Raw genomic sequence first — 18,936 nt, 5'->3', positions numbered from 1 at the left:
ACGGGCACGCCACCGCGCCGAAAACCACAGGGCTGCACAGCGTGCTTTCCAGCCTTGTGGCCGCGCCCTCGTTTCTCACGTCATCGTCGCAATAGTCGCAATAAAGGTATCAAACGGTCGTGGCCGGAAATGTGTTCGTCGTATCGCTGGTTTTGAAAAAGCGATTGATTGAACTCGGAAGAGGGCTGCGCCTGCAAAAGCGAATGCCGCCCACGGGCAGAGACCGAGGCGGCATGTCGTTTATGTTCACAGCGAAGACCGCGTCAGAAAAAGCAGTTCATTCGGCGGCTTTCACCGCGCCGGGATTATTGGGATGGGTCGTCCAGTTGGCATAGTCCTTGACCACCTTTTGCCCGGTGCGCGGATCTGTCTGGCCGGGCTGCATCTCGACCATGGTGATGCAGTCCTCGACCGGGCAGACATTGACGCACAGGTTGCAGGCCACGCATTCTTCATCCTTGACCGTAAAGACCCGGTCGTCGGACATGGCGATGGCCTGATGGCTGGTATCCTCGCAGGCAGCGTAGCAGCGCCCGCAACTGATGCACAGGTCCTGATCAATTTCGGCCTTGGTGACATAGTTGAGGTTGAGATGCTGCCAGTCACTGATGTTTGGCACCGCGCGACCTATCAGCTCTGACGTATCCGTGAGGCCCTTTTCATCCATGAACTGCGACAGGCCAGAGATCATCTCCTGCACGACCTTGAAACCGTAAGTCATCGCGGCGGTACAGACCTGCACATTGCCCGCGCCCAGCACCATGAATTCGGCGGCGTCTTTCCAAGTGGTTACACCCCCAATGCCGCTGATCGGCAGGCCCTTCATTTCGGGCGAACGCGCAATCTCGGCGACCATGTTCAGGGCGATGGGCTTGACCGCCGGACCGCAATAGCCCCCATGCGCGCCCTTACCGTCAATCGTGGGTTCGGGCGCGAATATGTCCAGATCAACCCCGGTGATGGAGTTGATCGTGTTGATCAGGCTGACCGCATCCGCGCCCCCGGCATGGGCCGCGGCGGCAGGCTTGCGCACATCGGTGATGTTGGGCGTCAGCTTCACGATGCAGGGCATGCGTGTGTATTGCTTGACCCAGCGGGTCACCATCTCGATATATTCCGGCACCTGCCCCACGGCTGACCCCATGCCGCGCTCGCTCATCCCGTGAGGGCAGCCAAAGTTCAACTCTACCCCGTCAGCGCCTGTTTCCTCGACCAGAGGCAGGATCTTCTTCCAGGCCTCCTCCTCGCAAGGTACCATCAGCGAGACGACAACAGCGCGATCCGGATAGTCGCGCTTGACCGCCTTGATCTCTCGCAGGTTCACCTCCAACGGGCGATCGGTGATCAATTCGATGTTGTTGAGACCCAGCAAGCGTCGGTCCGCGCCCCAGATTGCGCCGTAACGCGGGCCGTTGACGTTCACGATGGGTGGGTCCTCACCCAGCGTCTTCCACACGACACCGCCCCAACCTGCCTCAAAGGCACGTCGGACGTTGTATTCCTTGTCGGTGGGCGGCGCGGAGGCCAGCCAGAACGGGTTTGGGGATTTTATCCCTACGAAATCGGTTGTCAGATCAGCCATTTTGCGATCATCCTTTTGTTGTCACCACCCGCCCCGGACTTGATCCGGGGCCTTTCGGTCGGCTGGCAGAAGGCCCCGGATCAAGTCCGGGGCACGCAGCCTTATCCCATCAACCGGGCATGAATATCCTCGGCCGCATCGCGCCCCTCGGCCACGGCCGTCACGGTCAGATCGTCACCACCCGCAGCACAGTCACCACCTGCCCAAACGCCACTGACACTGGTGCGTCCCGCCCCCGTGACGGCGATTTTTCGACCGTCGAGATCGGGCAATCCGTCTGCTATCAATGTTTGCCCAATAGCGCGGAACAATTGATCGGCTGGCAGACGGAAGTTTTGCCCGGTGGGTTTCAGATCGTCATCGGTAAAGGCGAACTCGACCTCGCGGACGGCCCCGTTGCCATGCACAGCGACCGGCTGGGCATTGGTGATGATCCGCACCCCGCGCGACGCCGCCAGATCCTGCTCGAAGTCGCTGGCGCTCAGCCGGTCCTTGCCGCGCCGATACACCATTATCACGTTGAGCGCGCCCAGCAGTTTTGCCTGCACGGCCGCGTCCACCGCTGTCATGCCACCACCGATCACCACCACATCACGTCCGACGGGCAGTGCGGCCAGATCCGACACTTGGCGCAGCTCTGCAATGAAATCCACTGCGTCGCGCACCCCGTCCTTGTCGTCCCCCGGAACGCCCAGAGCGTTGACGCCGCCAAGTCCCACACCAAGGAACACTGCGTCATGCTCGGCTTTCAGATCATCCAAACTCAGGTCAGCGCCCAGGGCTTTGCCGTTCTGCAAAGTGATGCCGCCGATTTTCATCAGCCAATTGACCTCTGCCTGCGCGAACCCATCGACGGTCTTGTAGGCAGCGATGCCATATTCGTTCAGCCCCCCCGCTTTGGGGCGCGCATCATATACAACGACGTCATGGCCTTTCATCGCCAATCTGTGCGCACAGGCCAGCCCGGCAGGCCCGGCCCCGACAACGGCGATGCGTTTGCCGGTGGATGGTGCGCGTTCGAACGGATGTTCATCCGCAGCCATCAACGTATCGGTGGCAAAGCGCTGTAACTGACCGATGACGACGGGCTTGCCTTCGGCGGTTTCACGCACGCAGACCTCTTCGCACAGCGTTTCGGTCGGACAGACACGCGCGCACATGCCGCCAAGAATGTTCTGAGACAGAATCGTGCGGGCCGCAGCCTCTGGCGTGCCGGTTGCGATCTGCCGGATGAACAGCGGGATATCAATATCTGTGGGGCACGCCACCGTGCAGGGTGCGTCATGGCAAAAATAGCACCGGTCAGCGGCGACCAGCGCCTCATGCTCTGACAGCGGCGGGTGGAGATCCTCGAAGGCATCGGCCAGTTGTCCGGCCTCGCGTCGCCCCGCGACAATCCCTTCGGTCAGCATTTTCGGATCCATTCCATCCCTCCGCATTCGTTGGTTTGGAGAAAAGGCTCTCACAGGTTTATTTTTTTATCAACTGGTAAAATTTATACATTATGCAGCAAAAATGACGCTGCGTCGCAGCATTACTTTCTGGATCTCGAATCAAAACTTGCCGTTTTTTCTAATGAATGCGTTGCGCTACGGCCAATGCCGCTATGCAGCATTGGCCGTAGGAAAACCCGTGATGCGCGCCTATCTTTGCAATCAACAAATCACGTTAATGCAAGGAAGCAGAACAATGGCAGATATTGCCACATTCAGCGCCACGGGCGCACACGGAAAAACCAACGGCTTGATGGGCGTCCTGAAACGCATCGGCACAGCGTTGATCGAAGCTTCGCCACATAACCGTCGCCTCGAAAGGGTCGCACGTTTGCAAGCTCTCTCGGACGAGCAACTGGCAAAGCTGGGGATCCCGCGCGACCGGATCGTGCATCACGTCTTTGCCGACGTAATGCACCTGTGAGCGCGACGCCGCTCAAGCGGACGTGGATAGTCCCTTGCGCAGCGCATCAAACGCTCTGAGTTCCGCGATGAGGCCGGACATCTGATCCACAGGGATCATGTTCGGCCCGTCGCTGGGCGCGTTGTCCGGGTCTTCATGGGTCTCGATAAACAGCGCCGATACCCCAACAGCACAGGCCGCCCGCGCCAGAACCGGTGCAAATTCGCGCTGTCCGCCGCTGGATGCGCCCTGCCCACCCGGCTGCTGCACCGAATGGGTGGCGTCGAACACAACCGGATAGCCGTTCTGCCCCATCGTCGGGAGCCCGCGAAAATCCGTCACCAATGTGTTGTAGCCAAAGCTGGTGCCGCGTTCGCATAACAGTATGTTCTCATTTCCGGTGCTGGCGATCTTGGCGGCGACATTGCCCATGTCCCAAGGTGCCAGAAACTGACCCTTTTTCACGTTGATCACCCGCCCGGTTTCGCCCGCAGCGAGCAACAGATCGGTCTGACGACACAGAAAGGCCGGGATTTGCAGAATGTCGCAAACCTCTGCCGCGACCGCACAATGGCCGGGTTCATGCACATCGGTCAGCACCGGGCAGTTGAACTCTTCCGCGATCCGACCCAGAATTTCGAGCCCCTTCTCCATGCCCAGCCCGCGCTGGGTGCCGATGGAGGATCGGTTGGCCTTGTCATAGCTTGCCTTGAACACGAACCGCGTGTCGGTCGGTGCGCAGGCCTCGGCGATCCGGGTTGCCATCATCCGGGCGTGATCGAGGCTTTCAAGCTGACATGGCCCGGTGATCAGCATGAAAGGCGCGTTGCCGCCCACCTCGATATCGCCAACCCTTACCGTGCGTCCGTCCATCGGGGTCATGCCAGCGTCCTCAGTACAGCTTCAATGCGGTCGATATCGGTGGGATTGTTCAACTCCCAGAACACGCGCCCACGGCCGTCAACCTCAACGCAGCGGATCTTGTGGCCGTTTTCGAGAAAACGGAGCTGTTCCAGCCCCTCGACGCCTTCCAGCGGACCTTGCGGCCAACTGCCATAGGCCGTCAGCGCGTCAGGCGTGTAAGCGTAGACGCCGACATGGTGGAACACCGGCAGTGGCCCGTCAGGAAGTTTGGACGGATCAAGATAGGGCACGATCTCCTTCGAGAAATAGAGCGCATTCATATGCTTGTCGAAGACAGCCGTTGTCCCGCCAACACGGTCGTTTTTACGATCGTCAACGAAATGGCCATAGGTCTCGCGGTCAAGCCGCAAGACGGGTGTCGCCATCCCCACCGTCGGATTTCGCCGCATCTCGTCGATCAAGGCCTCGATGAACCAGGGCGGCGTCAGCGGCGCATCGCCTTGAAGGTTGACGATAATATCGGCGTCCAGCGTGGCGCGGGTCAGCGCATCGGCGCAGCGCGCAGTCCCGTTTTCGCATTCTTCGGAGGTCATGATGACGCTGGCACCGAACGCCTTGGCGGCATCGGCGATACGGTCGTCATCGGTGACAACATGCACCGCATCGACGCCCGGCACCTGGCAGGCGGCTTCCCAGCTCATGCGGATCAGCGATTTGCGGCTACCATCGGGTTGGCGCAACTCTGCCAGAGGCTTGCCCGGATAGCGCTGCGAGGCGTAGCGGGCGGGGATCAGGATGACGGCGCTCATGCCACACCGGCGCGCAGAAGGTCGTGAATATGCAGGATGCCCAAGGGTGTCTTATCCTCCGAGACGACGACAAGCGCGCCGATCTTGCGCTCGTTCAGGGTTTTCAGGGCGACGGCGGCCAGACAGTCCGGCGCGATGGTCACAGGGTCCGGCGTAGCCACCTGGCCTGCCTTGCGGCTCATCAAATCGGCCATATTGCGGCGCAAATCCCCGTCCGACACCACGCCGGACAGCTTGCCATCTGTGACAACCGCCGCGATGCCGAACCCTTTGGACGTCATTTGCAGCAGCGTTTCGCTCATATCCGCGCCGGCATCCACAAGGGGCAATTCGGCACCACCATGCATGAAATCCGCCACGCTGGCCATTTGCGCCCCCAGTTTGCCGCCGGGGTGGAAAACGTGAAAATGCGCTGCCTGAAAGCCGCGCTCCTCCATCAACGCCACGGCCAGCGCGTCGCCAAGTGCCAGCATCATCGTGGTTGATGTCGTGGGTGCCATGCCAATCGCGCAGGCCTCGGGTGCTGCGGGCAAGGTCAGACGCAAATCGGCGGCCCGCATCAAGGTACTGCCTTCGCGGCTGGAGATCCCGATCAGCGGGATGCCAAAACGGCGGGTATGGGCGATAATATCGCCCAATTCAGTAGTCTCGCCGCTGTTGGACAGCAACAGGCAGACATCATCCGTGGTCAGCATGCCCAGATCGCCATGGCTGGCCTCTGACGCATGAACGAATTGCGCGGGCGTCCCGGTAGAGGCCAGTGTCGCCGCGATCTTGTTGCCGATATGGCCGGACTTGCCGATGCCCGACACCACAACGCGGCCTTTTGCGCCGAGGATCATTTCAACAGCGGCTGGAAAGTCGGTGGGCAAAGCGTCGGCCAATGTGGCAAGCGCAGCCGCTTCGGTGCGCAGAACGCGCTGGCCGGTCTTCACGATGGTCTCGGCTGGCGCCACGTTTCCACCTCTAGTCTTGTGGTCCCTCGCTAATGCGACGACCGGGCCGCAGTTGCAAGGGCCGCGCGGCGGTGGTCGACACAAGGTGCCACAGGTTTAGAGACTTCATATCGGATAGAACCGCCTTCGCCCAGACAGATACCGGTTTGCATGCGCCCGCTGCGCCATGCATCCGGGATGGACGCGTTCGGGGCGAACAGACTGGACCTCGCGGAAAAGGGCAACCACAGTGCCATTCATGGTCGGCCTGCGACATCACTTCACATGCGCGGCGCGTGATTTCTGAGCCCGCCGGCAAGTTAACGCCTGTCCTGACAGGAGACGCCCCTTTCGCTACCGCCCTTCCGGGCCTATAAGAGCATCCGGCCTGCACCTGAAGAGTCGCGGGCCCATTAACATTTCTTGGGGCACGACGCAGAATGCTGGGACTAGAGAAACTGATGGGCATGTTCTCGTCAGATATGGCAATCGACCTTGGGACGGCAAACACGCTGGTCTACGTCAAAGGTCGCGGCGTGATCCTGTCCGAGCCTTCGGTGGTCGCCTATCACGTCAAGGACGGCATCAAGAAAGTGCTGGCCGTGGGGGAAGATGCCAAGCTGATGCTGGGCCGAACGCCCGGCAGCATCGAAGCGATCCGGCCAATGCGCGAAGGCGTGATTGCCGATTTCGACGTCGCCGAAGAAATGATCAAGCATTTCATCCGCAAGGTGCACAAGCGGTCGACCTTCTCCAAGCCGAAGATCATCGTGTGCGTGCCGCATGGTGCCACCCCGGTCGAGAAACGCGCGATTCGCCAGTCGGTTCTGTCGGCGGGCGCACGCAAGGCTGGGCTGATCGCAGAACCCATCGCAGCCGCCATCGGCGCAGGCATGCCGATCACCGATCCGACGGGTAACATGGTTGTGGATATCGGCGGCGGTACGGTCGAAGTGGCGGTTCTCAGCCTTGGTGACATCGTTTACGCCCGTTCCGTCCGCGTCGGCGGTGATCGCATGGACGAGGCGATCATCAACTATCTGCGACGTCAGCAAAACCTGCTGGTGGGCGAATCAACCGCCGAACGCATCAAGACCTCCATCGGAACCGCCCGGATGCCCGATGACGGGCGCGGCGCGTCGATGCTGATCCGGGGGCGCGATCTGCTCAACGGTGTGCCGAAGGAAACCGAAATCAGCCAGGCGCAGGTCGCTGAGGCGCTTTCCGAACCCGTCCAGCAAATCTGCGAGGCGGTGATGACCGCACTGGAAGCTACCCCGCCCGATCTTGCGGCCGATATTGTCGACCGGGGCGTGATGCTGACCGGCGGCGGTGCGTTGCTTGGCGATCTGGATCTGGCGTTGCGCGAACAGACCGGGCTTGCGGTCTCGATCGCGGATGAGTGCCTGAACTGCGTCGCGATGGGCACTGGCAAGGCATTGGAATACGAAAAACAGCTGCGCCACGCGATTGACTACGACAGTTAAGCTGCCCACCTTTGCCGTAAAGGGGGTCCATTGGCCAGAGATCGTTCACAAAGCGAAGACTATACCGGCCCGCTTCGGCGGCTGCTTGTGTCGTTTCTGGTGCTGTGCCTGATCGGGTTGTTTCTGGTCTGGCGGATCGACAGCCCGCGCGTCGAACGGTTCCGCGCGCAGGTCATCGACAGGGTCATGCCGGGCTTTGAATGGGCAATGGTGCCGGTTACGGCAACCGTCAACCTGATGCGGGACTTCCAAAGCTATCAAGCCATTTACGAGCAGAATCAGGAGCTGCGGCGCGAGCTACAGCAAATGAAATCCTGGAAAGAGGCGGCCTTGCAGCTGGAGCAGGAAAACGCGCGACTGCTCGATCTCAACAATGTGCGGCTGGACCCGCGCCTGACCTTCGTAACCGGCGTGGTGCTTGCCGATAGCGGGTCACCGTTCCGGCAATCCGTGCTGCTGAACGTCGGAGAGCGCGACGGCATCGTGGACGGCTGGGCCACGATGGACGGGATCGGCCTTGTCGGGCGCATCTCGGGCGTGGGCGACAGCACCAGCCGGGTGATCCTGCTGACGGACACGTCCAGCCGCATTCCCGCGACGATCCAGCCCTCGGGCCAGCGGGCGTTGATCGTGGGCGACAATTCCACCGCTCCACCTGTCGATTTTCTGGAAGACCCCGATCAGGTGCGGCCCGGTGACCGGATCGTGACCAGTGGCGACGGCGAGGTTTTTCCTCCGGGCCTGCTGATCGGACAAGTGGCGAAGGATCCGGGCGGGCGGCTGCGGGCGCGCCTGTCGGCCGATTACGAACGTCTTGAGTTTCTGCGGGTGTTGCGGGATCACGGCAGCCAGAAGGTCAGCAATCCCAGCGCGTTGATCGCGCCGGAAGAACTGCCGGGTCAGACCTTGCCGCCGGCAGATCAGGCAACACAGCCAGCAACCGAGCGCGAGAGCGATGGTTGAGCAAAGCCTATCACGCGTCTGGACCATGCGCGCGGCCTACATAGCACTGTGCCTTGTGGTGATTTTCTTCCACCTGTTGCCGCTGGAAACGGCACCGCGCCGCTGGGCCGCACCGGACCTGATGGTGGCACTCAGCCTCGCATGGGCGATACGACGCCCCGAATATGTGCCCGCCGTGTCAATTGCTGGGGTGATGCTGTTGGCCGATCTGATGTTCCAGCGCCCGCCGGGGTTGTGGGCGGCACTGATGGTGATCACGGTTGAATGGCTCAAACGCCGCCAAAGGCGCCAACGCGACGCGTCTTTCGCAATGGAATGGCTTACGGTAGTATCGGCTCTGACCGTTGCAACACTTGCCAACCGGCTGGCGTTGCTGTCGGTCATGTACGCGCCGGGATCGCTGTATCTCGCTCTGATGCAATTGGCGATGACCGCCATGGCCTATCCGTTTGTCGTCATGGTATCGCGGTTTCTGTTTGGGGTGCGCCACGCCAGCCCCGGAGAGGTCGACACATTGGGACGCAGGATATGAGACGTTCGCCAAGGGATTCGATGGACAGCTACCGCCGCGTTTCGCGTCGCGGGTTGATCCTTGGCGGAATGCAGCTGGGCTTTGCCGGGCTGCTGGGCCTGCGGATGCGCTATATGCAGGTCGATCAGGCCGATCAGTTTCGTCTTCTGGCCGAGGAAAACCGGGTCAATATCCGCCTGATCCCACCCGCGCGCGGCCAGATTTTCGACCGCAATGGCGCTGTGATTGCCGAAAATGCCCCGTCGTACCGGATCACCATGGTCCGCGAGGATGCCGGCAATGTCGAAGAGGTCATCGCGCGCCTGTCCGCCCTTGTCGAACTGGACGAGGACGAACTGAACCGCGCACTTGCCGAGATGGAACGCTCCGCCCCGTTTCTGCCGATCACCATCGCCGATCGCGTGGGATGGGACGATATCAGCCGCGTTGCGGTCAACGCCCCTGCCCTGCCCGGCGTCACGCCAGAGGTGGGCCTGTCGCGGCACTACCCGATGGGCGATGACTTTGCCCATGTGGCAGGCTATGTCGGCCCGGTCAGCGAACGCGACCTTGCCCGCTATGCCGACCCCGAACCGGTGTTGCGCATCCCGCGGTTCCAGATCGGCAAGGTCGGGGTCGAGGCCAAGTACGAAGAGATGCTGCGCGGCCGTGCAGGTGCCAAACGGGTCGAGGTCAACGCCGTTGGCCGCGTGATGCGCGAACTTGACCGCCGCGAGGGCGAAGCAGGTGCCGATCTGCAACTGACCGTAGACAATGGCCTGCAAAACTACATCAAGGCCCGGCTGGGCACTGAAAGCGCGTCCGTCGTCGTCATGGACGTGACCGATGGCGACTTGCTGGCGATTTCATCCTCGCCATCCTACGATCCCAACAAATTCGTGCGCGGCATCTCGTTCGACGATTACGCGGTTCTGCGCGACAATGATCGCCGACCATTGGCGTCAAAGACCGTGCAGGACGCCTATCCGCCCGGCTCTACCTTCAAGATGGTGACGGTGCTTGCGGCCCTGGACGCGGGCGTCATCTCGCCCGAGGAAACCGTGTGGTGCCCCGGCTACATGGAGGTCGGCGGGCGCCGCTTTCACTGCTGGAAAGGCGGCGGCCATGGCCATATGGACCTAGAAAAGTCGCTGCGCGAGAGCTGCGACGTCTACTACTATGATCTTGCCCTGAAGGTCGGGATCGAAAAGATCACCGATACCGCGCTGCGTTTGGGGTTGGGCATGTCGCATGACATCCCCATGTCCGCCGTCACCGAAGGCCTGACCCCCACAAAGGCCTGGAAAGAGCGCGAGCGCGGCTCTTCCTGGGTGATTGGCGACACGGTCAACGCCTCTATCGGCCAGGGCTTCGTGCTGACCTCGCCACTGCAACTGGCGGTGATGACAGCGCGGCTGGCCACCGGGCGCGCCGTCACGCCACGATTGATCAAGTCGGTCGAAGGCAGAACATCCCCAAGTCACAGCGGCGAAAACCTGGGCTTCAACGAAAATCACCTGCGTTGGATCCGCAAAGCGATGTTTGCCGTGTCCAACAACCGGCGCGGCACGGCCTATAGAACCCGCATCGCCGAGGACGCCTTCCGCATGGCGGGCAAGACCGGCACCAGTCAGGTCCGCAACATCACCGCTGCCGAACGCGCGCGCGGTGTCACCAGCAATGACGACCTGCCATGGAACCGGCGCGATCACGGGTTGTTTGTCGCCTTCGCGCCCTATGATGCGCCCAAGATCGCCGTTTCCGTTGTGGTTGAACATGGCGGCGGCTCCAGCGCCGCGACACCAATCGCGCGCGACGTGGCGCTTCAGGCATTGTATGGGCGCGATCCGCCGCTGGACGCTTATCCCAAAAAGGATCGCGGGCGCATCAAGACCCAGCAGGAACGGCTGGCACGCGAACGCCGCGCGCCCGACGGCGAAGAGAGCAGCCGCGCATGAGTTATCTTGAATATACCGTCAAATCGGTCCCGACGGGGCTTCGCAAGGTGTTGTACCTGAACTGGCCACTTGCACTGCTGCTGACAGCGGTGGCCAGTATCGGGTTTCTGATGCTCTATTCGGTCGCGGGCGGGTCGTTCACCCCCTGGGCCGAACCCCAGATGAAACGTTTTGCGCTGGGGTTTGTCGCTATGTGTCTGGTCGCGCTGGTGCCGATCTGGTTCTGGCGCAACATGGCGACACTGGCTTATCTCGTCTCGATCCTGCTGCTGGTCTTTGTCGAGCTTTTCGGGACGGTCGGCATGGGTGCGCAGCGCTGGATTGATATTGGCTTCATGCGGCTGCAACCGTCCGAACTGACCAAGATCACGCTGGTGATGTTCCTGGCGGCCTATTATGACTGGCTGCCCATGCGCAATACGTCCCGGCCGCTCTGGGTGCTGTTGCCGCTTCTGATCATCCTGCTGCCAACATTCCTGGTACTGAAACAACCGGACCTTGGTACCGCCATCCTGCTGATCACCGCCGGCGGCCTGATGATGTTTATCGCGGGCGTTCACTGGATCTATTTCGGTGTGGTCCTGGCACTTGCCGGTGGCGCAATCGCCGCCGTGTTTCAAAGCCGCGGAACAAGTTGGCAGTTGCTTCAGGACTATCAGTTCCGCCGCATCGACACATTTATCGACCCCTCCACCGATCCGCTGGGTGCGGGGTACCACATCACTCAGGCCAAGATCGCCATGGGGTCCGGCGGCTGGACCGGGCGCGGCTTCATGCAGGGGACGCAAAGCCGCCTGAACTTCCTGCCGGAAAAGCACACCGACTTCATCTTCAACACGCTGGCCGAAGAATTTGGCTTCATCGGTGGATTCTCGCTGCTGATCCTCTATGTTCTGGTGCTGTTGTTCTGCATTTTCTCGGCGATGCAGAACCGCGACAGGTTCTCATCACTGCTGATCCTGGGTGTCGGGCTGACCTTTTTCCTGTTCTTTGCGGTCAACATGTCGATGGTCATGGGCTTGGCACCCGTGGTCGGCGTGCCATTGCCGCTTGTCAGCTATGGTGGCTCGGCCATGCTGGTATTGATGGTCGCTTTCGGTATGGTGCAAAGCGCCCATATTCACAGACCGCGCTAAAGGGTTCACATGACACTCAATATATTATTCGCCGCCGCTCAGGCGGACTGGCCCGACTATGAAACGCCTCTGCGCGACGCGTTAGAGGCCGAAGGGCTGGATGCCGACCTGCGGACCTCTTTCGCGCCCGAACTGGTCGACTACATGGTTTATGCGCCCAGCAGCGAGGTGAAGGATTTTGCGCCCTATACGCGGCTCAAGGCCGTTCTGAACCTCTGGGCGGGCGTTGAAGGCGTCACCGGAAACGAAACCTTGAACGTGCCTTTGGCACGCATGGTCGATCCCAGTCTGACGCAAGGCATGGTGGAATGGGTCACGGGCCACGTCCTGCGCCATCACCTTGGCATGGATGCCCATATCGTGAACCCCGACCATAGCTGGCATCACTGCGCCCCGCCTCTCGCCCAGGATCGCCCCGTGACAATTCTGGGCTACGGTGCCCTTGGTGCCGCTTGCGGAGAGATGCTGCGCAGCCTCGGCTTTCCCGTCACCGGATGGAGCAGGCGCCCCGGCGATGCGCCGGGCATCCGCCGCCTGCACGGCGCGGACGGCCTGATCCAGGCGCTTGAAACGGCCGAAATCCTCGTCCTGCTTCTGCCGCTCACCGGGGATACGGAAAACCTGCTGGATGCGACGTCACTCGCCCGCCTTCCCAAAGGTGCCGTCCTGGTCAACCCCGGTCGCGGTGCCCTGATCGACGATGGTGCCCTGATCGACGCGCTGACCAGCGGCCAGATCTCCCACGCCACGCTCGACGTCTTCCGCACCGAACCCCTGCCCAAGGATCACGCCTTCTGGTCCCTCCCGAACGTGACCGTAACGCCCCATGTCGCGTCGGAAACGCGCCCCCGAACGGCCGCTCGTACAATCGCAGAGAATATCCGCCGTGCCGAAGACGGCCAGCCCCTGAAGCATCTTGTGGACCGGGCCCGCGGCTACTGATAAAGCGCCCCCAACCAGCGCAGGAGACCGCCATGACCTTCGACCGTTCGATCAAGATCGCCCCGTCCATCCTCTCCGCCGATTTCGCCGATTTCGGACGCGAGATCCGCGCCATCGAAGATCAGGGTGCCGATTGGGTGCATGTCGATGTGATGGACGGGCATTTCGTGCCGAACCTCACCTTCGGCCCCCCCGCCGTCAAAGCCTTCCGCCCGCATGTCAAAACCTTCATGGATGTCCACCTGATGATCGCGCCGGTCGATCCCTATATCGACGCCTATGCCGAGGCGGGTGCAGATATGATCACCGCCCATGTCGAGGCCAGCCCGCATATTCACCGCACCCTGCAAGCGATCCGCGCAACCGGCAAGAAAGCCGGCGTTGCGCTCAATCCCGGCACGCCGGCCTCAGCGGTGGAAACCCTTCTGGACCTCGCCGATATGGTGCTGGTGATGACCGTGAACCCCGGCTTCGGTGGGCAGAAATTCATCCACAACCAGGTGGAAAAGATCAAGACCATCCGCAACATGATCGGCGACCGCGAGATTCACATCCAGATCGACGGCGGTGTCGATCCGACAACCGCCCCCCTGGTCGCCGCGGCAGGGGCCGATGTTCTGGTCGCTGGATCAGCGGTCTTCAAAGGCGGCTCGGTCGATGCCCCACAGATCTACGGCGACAACATGCTTGCCATCCGGGCAGCCGCGCAAAGCGTCGCCTGACCCCACCCTAACGCTTCTTCTTGGCAAAAATACTCACTGCGCGCCGCCCGCCTAACGGCGCGCGTGCGGAACGTCGTATCACCTCGCAACACGCCCCCTAAAAACAGAGTGCGCGAAAGCGCTCAATTCGGTCGGTTCGGCTCTGCCGAAACGATGCTAACCGTGTTCGTGAAAGAAGGCATAAATCCGTTCGGCCAGCGCGTCCGACACGCCCTCCACGGCCTTCAGATCCGACAGGTTGGCGCGGCTCACCGCCTTGGCCGATCCGAAATGCGCCAGAAGCGCGCGTTTCCGGGCCGCCCCAACTCCGGGCACGTCATCCAACGGCGTCGCCCCGACGGCTTTGGACCGTTTGGCACGATGCGTTCCGATGGCAAACCGATGCGCCTCGTCGCGCAGGCGCTGCACGAAATACAGCACCGGATCATTATGGCGCAGCGCAAACGGTCGCTTGCCGACGCGGTGGAATTCTTCCTTACCCGCATCGCGATCAATGCCCTTGGCCACACCGACCATCGGAATGTCCTCGACACCATGTTCGCGCATGATCTCTGCGACGGCAGAAACCTGTCCCGCCCCGCCATCGATCAACAACAGATCCGGCCACATCCCCTTGTCGCGATCCGGGTCCTCTTTCAGCAATCGCTTGAAGCGGCGGGTCAGCACCTCTTTCATCATCCCGAAATCATCGCCCGGCGTCAGATCATCGCCGCGAATGTTGAATTTCCGGTACTGGCCTTTCATGAATCCTTCCGGCCCGGCGACAATCATGCCCCCAACCGCATTGGTGCCCTGAATATGGCTGTTGTCGTAAACCTCGATCCGCTGCGGTGGCGCGTCCAGTGCAAAGGCCTCTGCCAGCCCTTTCAGCAATCTTGCCTGACTTGCGGTCTCTGCCAGCTTGCGGGCCAGACTTTCGCGGGCGTTGCGCGCGGCACTCTCGATCAGCTCTGCCTTTTCGCCCCGCTGCGGCACAAGAATTTCGACCTTGCGGCCCAGTTTGCCAGACAATGCCTCTTCCATCAGGTCGGTATTCTCGATCGCATGGGACAGAAGCAACATGCGCGGCGGCTCCTTGCTGTCATAGAACTGGCCGATGAACGCTTCCAGCACTTCGGCCTCTTCGACATCCGCGCCGATGCGCGGATAGAAATCGCGGTTGCCCCAGTTCTGATTGCCTCGGATGAAAAACACCTGAACACAGGCCTGCCCGCCATCCATATGCAGCGCAATAATGTCGGCCTCTGCGACGCCGCGCGGGTTTATGCCTTGCGCCGTCTGCACCTGCGTCAGCGCGCGGATACGGTCGCGCAGCGCCGCCGCGCGTTCAAACTCCATCGCTTCAGAGGCCTCTTGCATCTGCCGCGCCAGCGTTTCCTGAATCTGGGTCGATTTACCGGAAAGATAACGTTCCGCCTCGGCCACGCTTTCAAGATAGTCGGGCTCTGCGATCTTGCCGACGCAAGGGGCGGAACACCGCCGAATCTGGTGTAACAGGCAGGGTCGCGTGCGGCTTTCGAACATCGCATCCGAGCAATTGCGCAGCAAGAACACCTTCTGCAACTGGTTCAGCGTCCGGTTTACCGCGCCCGCGCTGGCGAATGGCCCGTAATAGGCGCCCTTCTCTTTCTTCGCGCCGCGATGCTTCTTGATCTGCGGAAAGGCGTGGTCCTTGGAAACCAGAATATTCGGAAAGGACTTGTCGTCGCGCAACAGCACGTTATAGCGCGGTTTCAGCTGCTTGATCAGGTTCTGCTCCAGCAGCAGCGCCTCTGTCTCGGTCCGTGTCGTCAGAAACATCATCGAGGCTGTTTCACGGATCATTCGCGCAATCCGCCCCGAATGCCCCGACGGCCGCGCGTAGTTCGACACCCGCGCCTTGAGGTTGCGCGCCTTGCCGACATAAAGCACGCGCGCCTGCACATCCAGCATCCGGTACACCCCCGGAGAGCTGTCAAGCGTCTTGAGATAGGACTGGATCAGGGCGTGTCCGGTCTTCTCATCGGCGGCTGTATGCTGGGTGTCGTCGGTCATCGTGTCCCTTGGCTGATTCTTGCATTTTGCTACATGCCTAGGCAGCGGAGGCAAGAGTTAAGACATCCACGGTTCTTGTGGATAACTCTGCGTACAAGTTTCGTTCACACGGAAATTTCCCTTGATTTCGGCCCGCTTCCTGCATTTGCCTGTTTTTTAGGCGCTTCTGTAAGCCACTGTAATCAAATGGTTTTATTTTTAACGAGTTCCAAATTATTGAAAACATTACAGTTTTTGTAACAGATTTGCGACCGGCAAGAGCGGCGTGTACAACTTTCCAAGAGTCAACCTTCGACGCCCAGAATATCGGGTGTTTTCCAGCCCAGATGCTGGCCACCATCAACGCAGATCAATTGGCCCGTCACCCCCGGTGAATCGAGGAAAAACCCGAGTGCGGCGGTTATATCGGACCGGTTCGCCCCCCGCTTCAGAACAGTTGCGGCCCGTTGTCTTGCAAAATGTTCGTCGCTTTGCCGCGCGCCTTGCATGGTCGGACCGGGTCCGATGGCATTGACCCGGATACGCGGCGCAAGCCCTTGGGCCGCGGTCTGGGTAAAGGCCCACAGGCCCATCTTGGCGATGGTGTAGGTCATGAATTCCGGGGTCAGCTTGCGCACCCGCTGATCGACCATATTGACGATAAGCCCCTGTGCCACCGGTTCGCCATTTTCGTCCGCGACAGGATCGGGAATTTCTGCCGCCATCGCCTGAGTCAACACGAAGGGCGCGCGCAGGTTACTTTCCAGATGCCGGTCCCAACCTTCTCGCGTGGCCGTTTCAATCCGGTCATAGTCGAAAATCGACGCGCTGTTGACCAGACAGGCTACGGGGCCGCCCAACGCGTCCCGGCAGGCGGGCAGCAGGGCTTGCACCTGCGCCTCGTCCAGCAGGTCGGCTTGCAGGGGCACTGCCCGGCGACCCATCGCGCGAACCTCTTCCGCGACGGCCTGTGCGGCATCAGCGGATGTGCCGTAATGCACGCCCACGTCATACCCGCGCCCCGCAAGGTAAAGCGCCATCGCGCGGCCCAGCCGTTTTCCAGCGCCGGTCACAAGTGCGATCGACATGACTTGCCTCCATTTGGCCTCTGCGGGCCTCAGAACAGAATTGCCACCACATAGATGACGTAAAGGGCGGTGAACACGCTGCCCCAGATGCGCGACATGTTCCACCCCAGCCACACGAACGGGAACAGGATCAGCGACGCGGCCAGCATGACCCAAAGATCAAAGCGAAGGAACTCCGGGTCGACCGGGATTGGCCCGACAAACGAGGCAATCCCGATGATCGCAAGCAGGTTGAACATGTTCGACCCGATCACGTTGCCAAGCGCCACGTCCGCCTGCCGCCGCAGCGCCGCCATCACGGTTGTCGCCAGTTCCGGCAGCGACGTGCCGACCGCAACCAGCGTCAGCCCGATCACGGTATCGCTGACACCATATGTCCGTGCGATGATCGACGCATTGTCGACCAGCATATCCGCCCCCAAAGGTAGTCCGACAAGACCCAGGACAAGGAAACCGCCAATCCGCCACCAGGGCATATCCGGATCAGCGCCCTCTACCTCGTCAAGGGTCTCCGCCGCCGTGGCCTTTGACGCACGACGGTGAGACATCGCCTCTCGCATGGCATCTGCCAACATCAGGGCCAGCGCCGCAAGCAGGATAAGCCCGGCCTTCCAGTCGAACGTCCCAATAAAGGCCAGCCCTATGAACAACACGGATGCGATCAGCATGAAGACATAGGTCTTGCGCGTTTTGCATTCAGAAGTGTCCAGCGTCGATATCAGCGCGGGCACACCCAGCACCAACAGAATGTTGGCGGTGTTCGACCCCACGACATTCCCAAGCGCCAACCCCGGCGCGTTGTCCATCACGGCACTGATCGAAATCAGAAGCTCGGGTGCCGAGGTGCCGAACGCCACCACCGTCAGGCTGACGATCAACGCGGGGATACCGACCCGCAGGCTGAGGTTCACAGCCCCTTTCACCAGCGCATCCCCGGCCAGCAGCAGGATCACCAGTCCCAGCCCGCACATCAACCAAACCACGATGTCAGCCCTTTCCGTGCCCGCAGGCACAAGGCCCGCGTCCAATCTTGTAACGTCCGCATTTTGGACATTTTGCCGACGCCAGTCGCTTGCTGCCCGGAAACCGCAACTTGCCGAACATGGCCATCACGCCCATGCCGACCAGAAACAGGATGACGACCTTTACAACCACGTCAAAGGCCGAACCGCGCGTAATGGGCGCGTTCTTCGATACCGGACAGCGCGTCTTGCGCCAGCGACATGCCGAACCGCGACAGGAAGGGCCGCTTTATGCCGTAGCGGCGCAGGCGGACCTTGTCGCCAAAACGTTTTTTCAGCTCCGGCATCATGTGGCCAACCGCATCCGCCAGTCCGACATCGACCGCGGATTTGCCGACCCAGATTTCTCCGGTGAAAAGATCCGGATCCTGCGCCAGCTTGGGCCCGCGTCGTATCTGGACATGCGAGATGAAATTATCGTGAATCTGGCCCAGCAGGCGGGTCAGACGGGCAACGTCTTCCTCTTCCTCCGGGCGAAACGGGTCCATCATGGATTTCGACTTGCCCGCCGTGTGCACGCGTCGCTCGATCCCTTGTCGCGCAAGAAACACATGCGCGCCAAACCCGGCAGAGATGACCCCGATCGACCCTACGATAGAGCTTTCATCGGCAAAGATCTCATCCGCCGCCGCTGCCAGCCAATAGCCACCGCTGGCCGCGACATCCTCGACGAAGGCCAGAACCGGCACGTTTTTTTCCTCGGCAAGCCGCCGAATGCGCGCGCCGATCAACGAGGATTGCACCGGAGACCCGCCCGGTGAGTTGATCTGCAACGCCACGGCCGCGGGCTTGCCGCGCCGAAAGGCCTTTTCCAGAACCGGCCCGATGGATTCGTCGTTCAGGCTGACGCGCCCGGACGTGCCGATAGCGCCCGTCAGCCGGACAACCGCCACGGTCGGGGCCTTGTTCAGATAGGGGATCCATTGTTTCATGGATTTGGATGTAGATTGCCGCCGCCCGACAAACAAGGTGGCGGGCATATAATCCCGCGCGAAGTGGCGCGCTTGC

At 61.1% G+C, this 18,936-nt stretch carries 17 protein-coding genes; 8 read left to right on the top strand and 9 right to left on the bottom strand.

The window, feature by feature from the left end; genetic code table 11:
• Positions 1-277 precede the first annotated feature (277 nt).
• Both preA and DMZ65_RS06195 read right to left on the bottom strand, forming a co-directional pair.
• Positions 278-1,582 carry an NAD-dependent dihydropyrimidine dehydrogenase subunit PreA gene (gene preA, locus DMZ65_RS06200; RefSeq protein ID WP_116598014.1) on the bottom strand — a complete coding sequence of 435 codons (1,305 nt, stop codon included), beginning with the start codon at positions 1,580-1,582 and terminating at the stop codon, positions 278-280.
• Between the two features lie 101 nt (positions 1,583-1,683).
• On the bottom strand, positions 1,684-3,006 hold the full coding sequence (locus tag DMZ65_RS06195) for an NAD(P)-dependent oxidoreductase (protein ID WP_116598013.1): 1,323 nt from the start codon (positions 3,004-3,006) through the stop codon (positions 1,684-1,686).
• A gap of 91 nt (positions 3,007-3,097) precedes the next feature.
• Here DMZ65_RS06195 and DMZ65_RS19830 point away from each other — a divergent pair, with 91 nt between their 5' ends.
• Positions 3,098-3,499: a hypothetical protein gene (locus tag DMZ65_RS19830; protein WP_232824901.1), complete on the top strand. Its 402-nt coding sequence runs from the start codon at positions 3,098-3,100 to the stop codon at positions 3,497-3,499.
• A 12-nt stretch (positions 3,500-3,511) separates the two neighbouring features.
• Here the strand turns inward: DMZ65_RS19830 and kdsA are convergent, their stop codons facing one another.
• Genes kdsA through DMZ65_RS06175 form a run of 3 tightly spaced genes read right to left on the bottom strand, consistent with a single transcriptional unit; the run spans position 3,512 to position 6,107 of the window.
• The gene (gene kdsA, locus DMZ65_RS06185) at positions 3,512-4,360 is read right to left on the bottom strand and encodes a 3-deoxy-8-phosphooctulonate synthase (RefSeq protein ID WP_198662633.1); all 849 of its coding nucleotides are present in this window, start codon (positions 4,358-4,360) and stop codon (positions 3,512-3,514) included.
• A complete protein-coding gene (locus DMZ65_RS06180; RefSeq protein WP_116598012.1) occupies positions 4,357-5,151 on the bottom strand; it encodes a 3-deoxy-manno-octulosonate cytidylyltransferase in 795 nt (264 codons plus the stop codon). The genes kdsA and DMZ65_RS06180 overlap by 4 nt, the downstream gene beginning before the upstream one ends.
• Entirely contained in the window at positions 5,148-6,107 is a 960-nt protein-coding gene (locus tag DMZ65_RS06175) for a KpsF/GutQ family sugar-phosphate isomerase (RefSeq protein ID WP_232824900.1), read from the bottom strand. Before DMZ65_RS06175 ends, DMZ65_RS06180 begins: the two co-directional genes overlap by 4 nt.
• A gap of 419 nt (positions 6,108-6,526) precedes the next feature.
• Here DMZ65_RS06175 and DMZ65_RS06170 point away from each other — a divergent pair, with 419 nt between their 5' ends.
• From DMZ65_RS06170 to rpe, 7 genes are read left to right on the top strand one after another with little or no spacing between them, the layout of a single operon-like run.
• On the top strand, positions 6,527-7,573 hold the full coding sequence (locus DMZ65_RS06170) for a rod shape-determining protein (protein WP_116598011.1): 1,047 nt from the start codon (positions 6,527-6,529) through the stop codon (positions 7,571-7,573).
• A gap of 30 nt (positions 7,574-7,603) precedes the next feature.
• Positions 7,604-8,536, top strand: coding sequence for a rod shape-determining protein MreC (gene mreC / locus DMZ65_RS06165; RefSeq protein WP_116598010.1), 933 nt, complete (start codon positions 7,604-7,606; stop codon positions 8,534-8,536).
• The gene (locus DMZ65_RS06160) at positions 8,529-9,068 is read left to right on the top strand and encodes a rod shape-determining protein MreD (protein ID WP_084350407.1); all 540 of its coding nucleotides are present in this window, start codon (positions 8,529-8,531) and stop codon (positions 9,066-9,068) included. Before mreC ends, DMZ65_RS06160 begins: the two co-directional genes overlap by 8 nt.
• On the top strand, positions 9,065-11,005 hold the full coding sequence (gene mrdA / locus DMZ65_RS06155; RefSeq protein ID WP_116598009.1) for a penicillin-binding protein 2: 1,941 nt from the start codon (positions 9,065-9,067) through the stop codon (positions 11,003-11,005). The genes DMZ65_RS06160 and mrdA overlap by 4 nt, the downstream gene beginning before the upstream one ends.
• Positions 11,002-12,141, top strand: a complete 1,140-nt coding sequence (rodA, locus tag DMZ65_RS06150; RefSeq protein ID WP_116598008.1) for a rod shape-determining protein RodA — start codon at positions 11,002-11,004, stop codon at positions 12,139-12,141. The genes mrdA and rodA overlap by 4 nt, the downstream gene beginning before the upstream one ends.
• A gap of 9 nt (positions 12,142-12,150) precedes the next feature.
• Positions 12,151-13,083, top strand: coding sequence for a 2-hydroxyacid dehydrogenase (locus DMZ65_RS06145; RefSeq protein ID WP_116598007.1), 933 nt, complete (start codon positions 12,151-12,153; stop codon positions 13,081-13,083).
• 32 nt (positions 13,084-13,115) lie between these two features.
• On the top strand, positions 13,116-13,805 hold the full coding sequence (rpe, locus tag DMZ65_RS06140; protein ID WP_116598006.1) for a ribulose-phosphate 3-epimerase: 690 nt from the start codon (positions 13,116-13,118) through the stop codon (positions 13,803-13,805).
• Between the two features lie 156 nt (positions 13,806-13,961).
• Here the strand turns inward: rpe and uvrC are convergent, their stop codons facing one another.
• The 4 genes from uvrC to DMZ65_RS06120 form a co-directional block, all read right to left on the bottom strand.
• Positions 13,962-15,839 carry an excinuclease ABC subunit UvrC gene (gene uvrC / locus DMZ65_RS06135; RefSeq protein ID WP_116598005.1) on the bottom strand — a complete coding sequence of 626 codons (1,878 nt, stop codon included), beginning with the start codon at positions 15,837-15,839 and terminating at the stop codon, positions 13,962-13,964.
• A gap of 284 nt (positions 15,840-16,123) precedes the next feature.
• Positions 16,124-16,906 carry an SDR family oxidoreductase gene (locus tag DMZ65_RS06130; protein ID WP_116598004.1) on the bottom strand — a complete coding sequence of 261 codons (783 nt, stop codon included), beginning with the start codon at positions 16,904-16,906 and terminating at the stop codon, positions 16,124-16,126.
• Between the two features lie 29 nt (positions 16,907-16,935).
• Positions 16,936-17,877, bottom strand: a complete 942-nt coding sequence (locus DMZ65_RS06125) for a calcium/sodium antiporter (RefSeq protein WP_438942704.1) — start codon at positions 17,875-17,877, stop codon at positions 16,936-16,938.
• 185 nt (positions 17,878-18,062) lie between these two features.
• Positions 18,063-18,860 (bottom strand): S49 family peptidase, encoded by a 798-nt coding sequence (locus DMZ65_RS06120; protein WP_116598003.1) that lies wholly within the window; start codon positions 18,858-18,860, stop codon positions 18,063-18,065.
• Positions 18,861-18,936: the final 76 nt, after the last annotated feature.

Origin of the sequence: Primorskyibacter marinus, from assembly GCF_003313245.1 — a bacterium.
In the GTDB taxonomy this organism is placed as follows: domain Bacteria; phylum Pseudomonadota; class Alphaproteobacteria; order Rhodobacterales; family Rhodobacteraceae; genus Primorskyibacter; species Primorskyibacter marinus.
This window is presented reverse-complemented; position numbering and strand designations above follow the sequence as displayed.

Coding starts and splice junctions, on each gene's coding strand:
- preA (WP_116598014.1), bottom strand. CDS start 1,582: ATGGCTGATCTGACAACCGATTTCGTAGGGATAAAATCCCCAAACCCG.
- DMZ65_RS06195 (WP_116598013.1), bottom strand. CDS start 3,006: ATGGATCCGAAAATGCTGACCGAAGGGATTGTCGCGGGGCGACGCGAG.
- DMZ65_RS19830 (WP_232824901.1), top strand. CDS start 3,098: ATGACGCTGCGTCGCAGCATTACTTTCTGGATCTCGAATCAAAACTTG.
- kdsA (WP_198662633.1), bottom strand. CDS start 4,360: ATGACCCCGATGGACGGACGCACGGTAAGGGTTGGCGATATCGAGGTG.
- DMZ65_RS06180 (WP_116598012.1), bottom strand. CDS start 5,151: ATGAGCGCCGTCATCCTGATCCCCGCCCGCTACGCCTCGCAGCGCTAT.
- DMZ65_RS06170 (WP_116598011.1), top strand. CDS start 6,527: ATGCTGGGACTAGAGAAACTGATGGGCATGTTCTCGTCAGATATGGCA.
- DMZ65_RS06160 (WP_084350407.1), top strand. CDS start 8,529: ATGGTTGAGCAAAGCCTATCACGCGTCTGGACCATGCGCGCGGCCTAC.
- mrdA (WP_116598009.1), top strand. CDS start 9,065: ATGAGACGTTCGCCAAGGGATTCGATGGACAGCTACCGCCGCGTTTCG.
- rodA (WP_116598008.1), top strand. CDS start 11,002: ATGAGTTATCTTGAATATACCGTCAAATCGGTCCCGACGGGGCTTCGC.
- DMZ65_RS06145 (WP_116598007.1), top strand. CDS start 12,151: ATGACACTCAATATATTATTCGCCGCCGCTCAGGCGGACTGGCCCGAC.
- rpe (WP_116598006.1), top strand. CDS start 13,116: ATGACCTTCGACCGTTCGATCAAGATCGCCCCGTCCATCCTCTCCGCC.
- uvrC (WP_116598005.1), bottom strand. CDS start 15,839: ATGACCGACGACACCCAGCATACAGCCGCCGATGAGAAGACCGGACAC.
- DMZ65_RS06130 (WP_116598004.1), bottom strand. CDS start 16,906: ATGTCGATCGCACTTGTGACCGGCGCTGGAAAACGGCTGGGCCGCGCG.
- DMZ65_RS06125 (WP_438942704.1), bottom strand. CDS start 17,877: ATGTGCGGGCTGGGACTGGTGATCCTGCTGCTGGCCGGGGATGCGCTG.
- DMZ65_RS06120 (WP_116598003.1), bottom strand. CDS start 18,860: ATGAAACAATGGATCCCCTATCTGAACAAGGCCCCGACCGTGGCGGTT.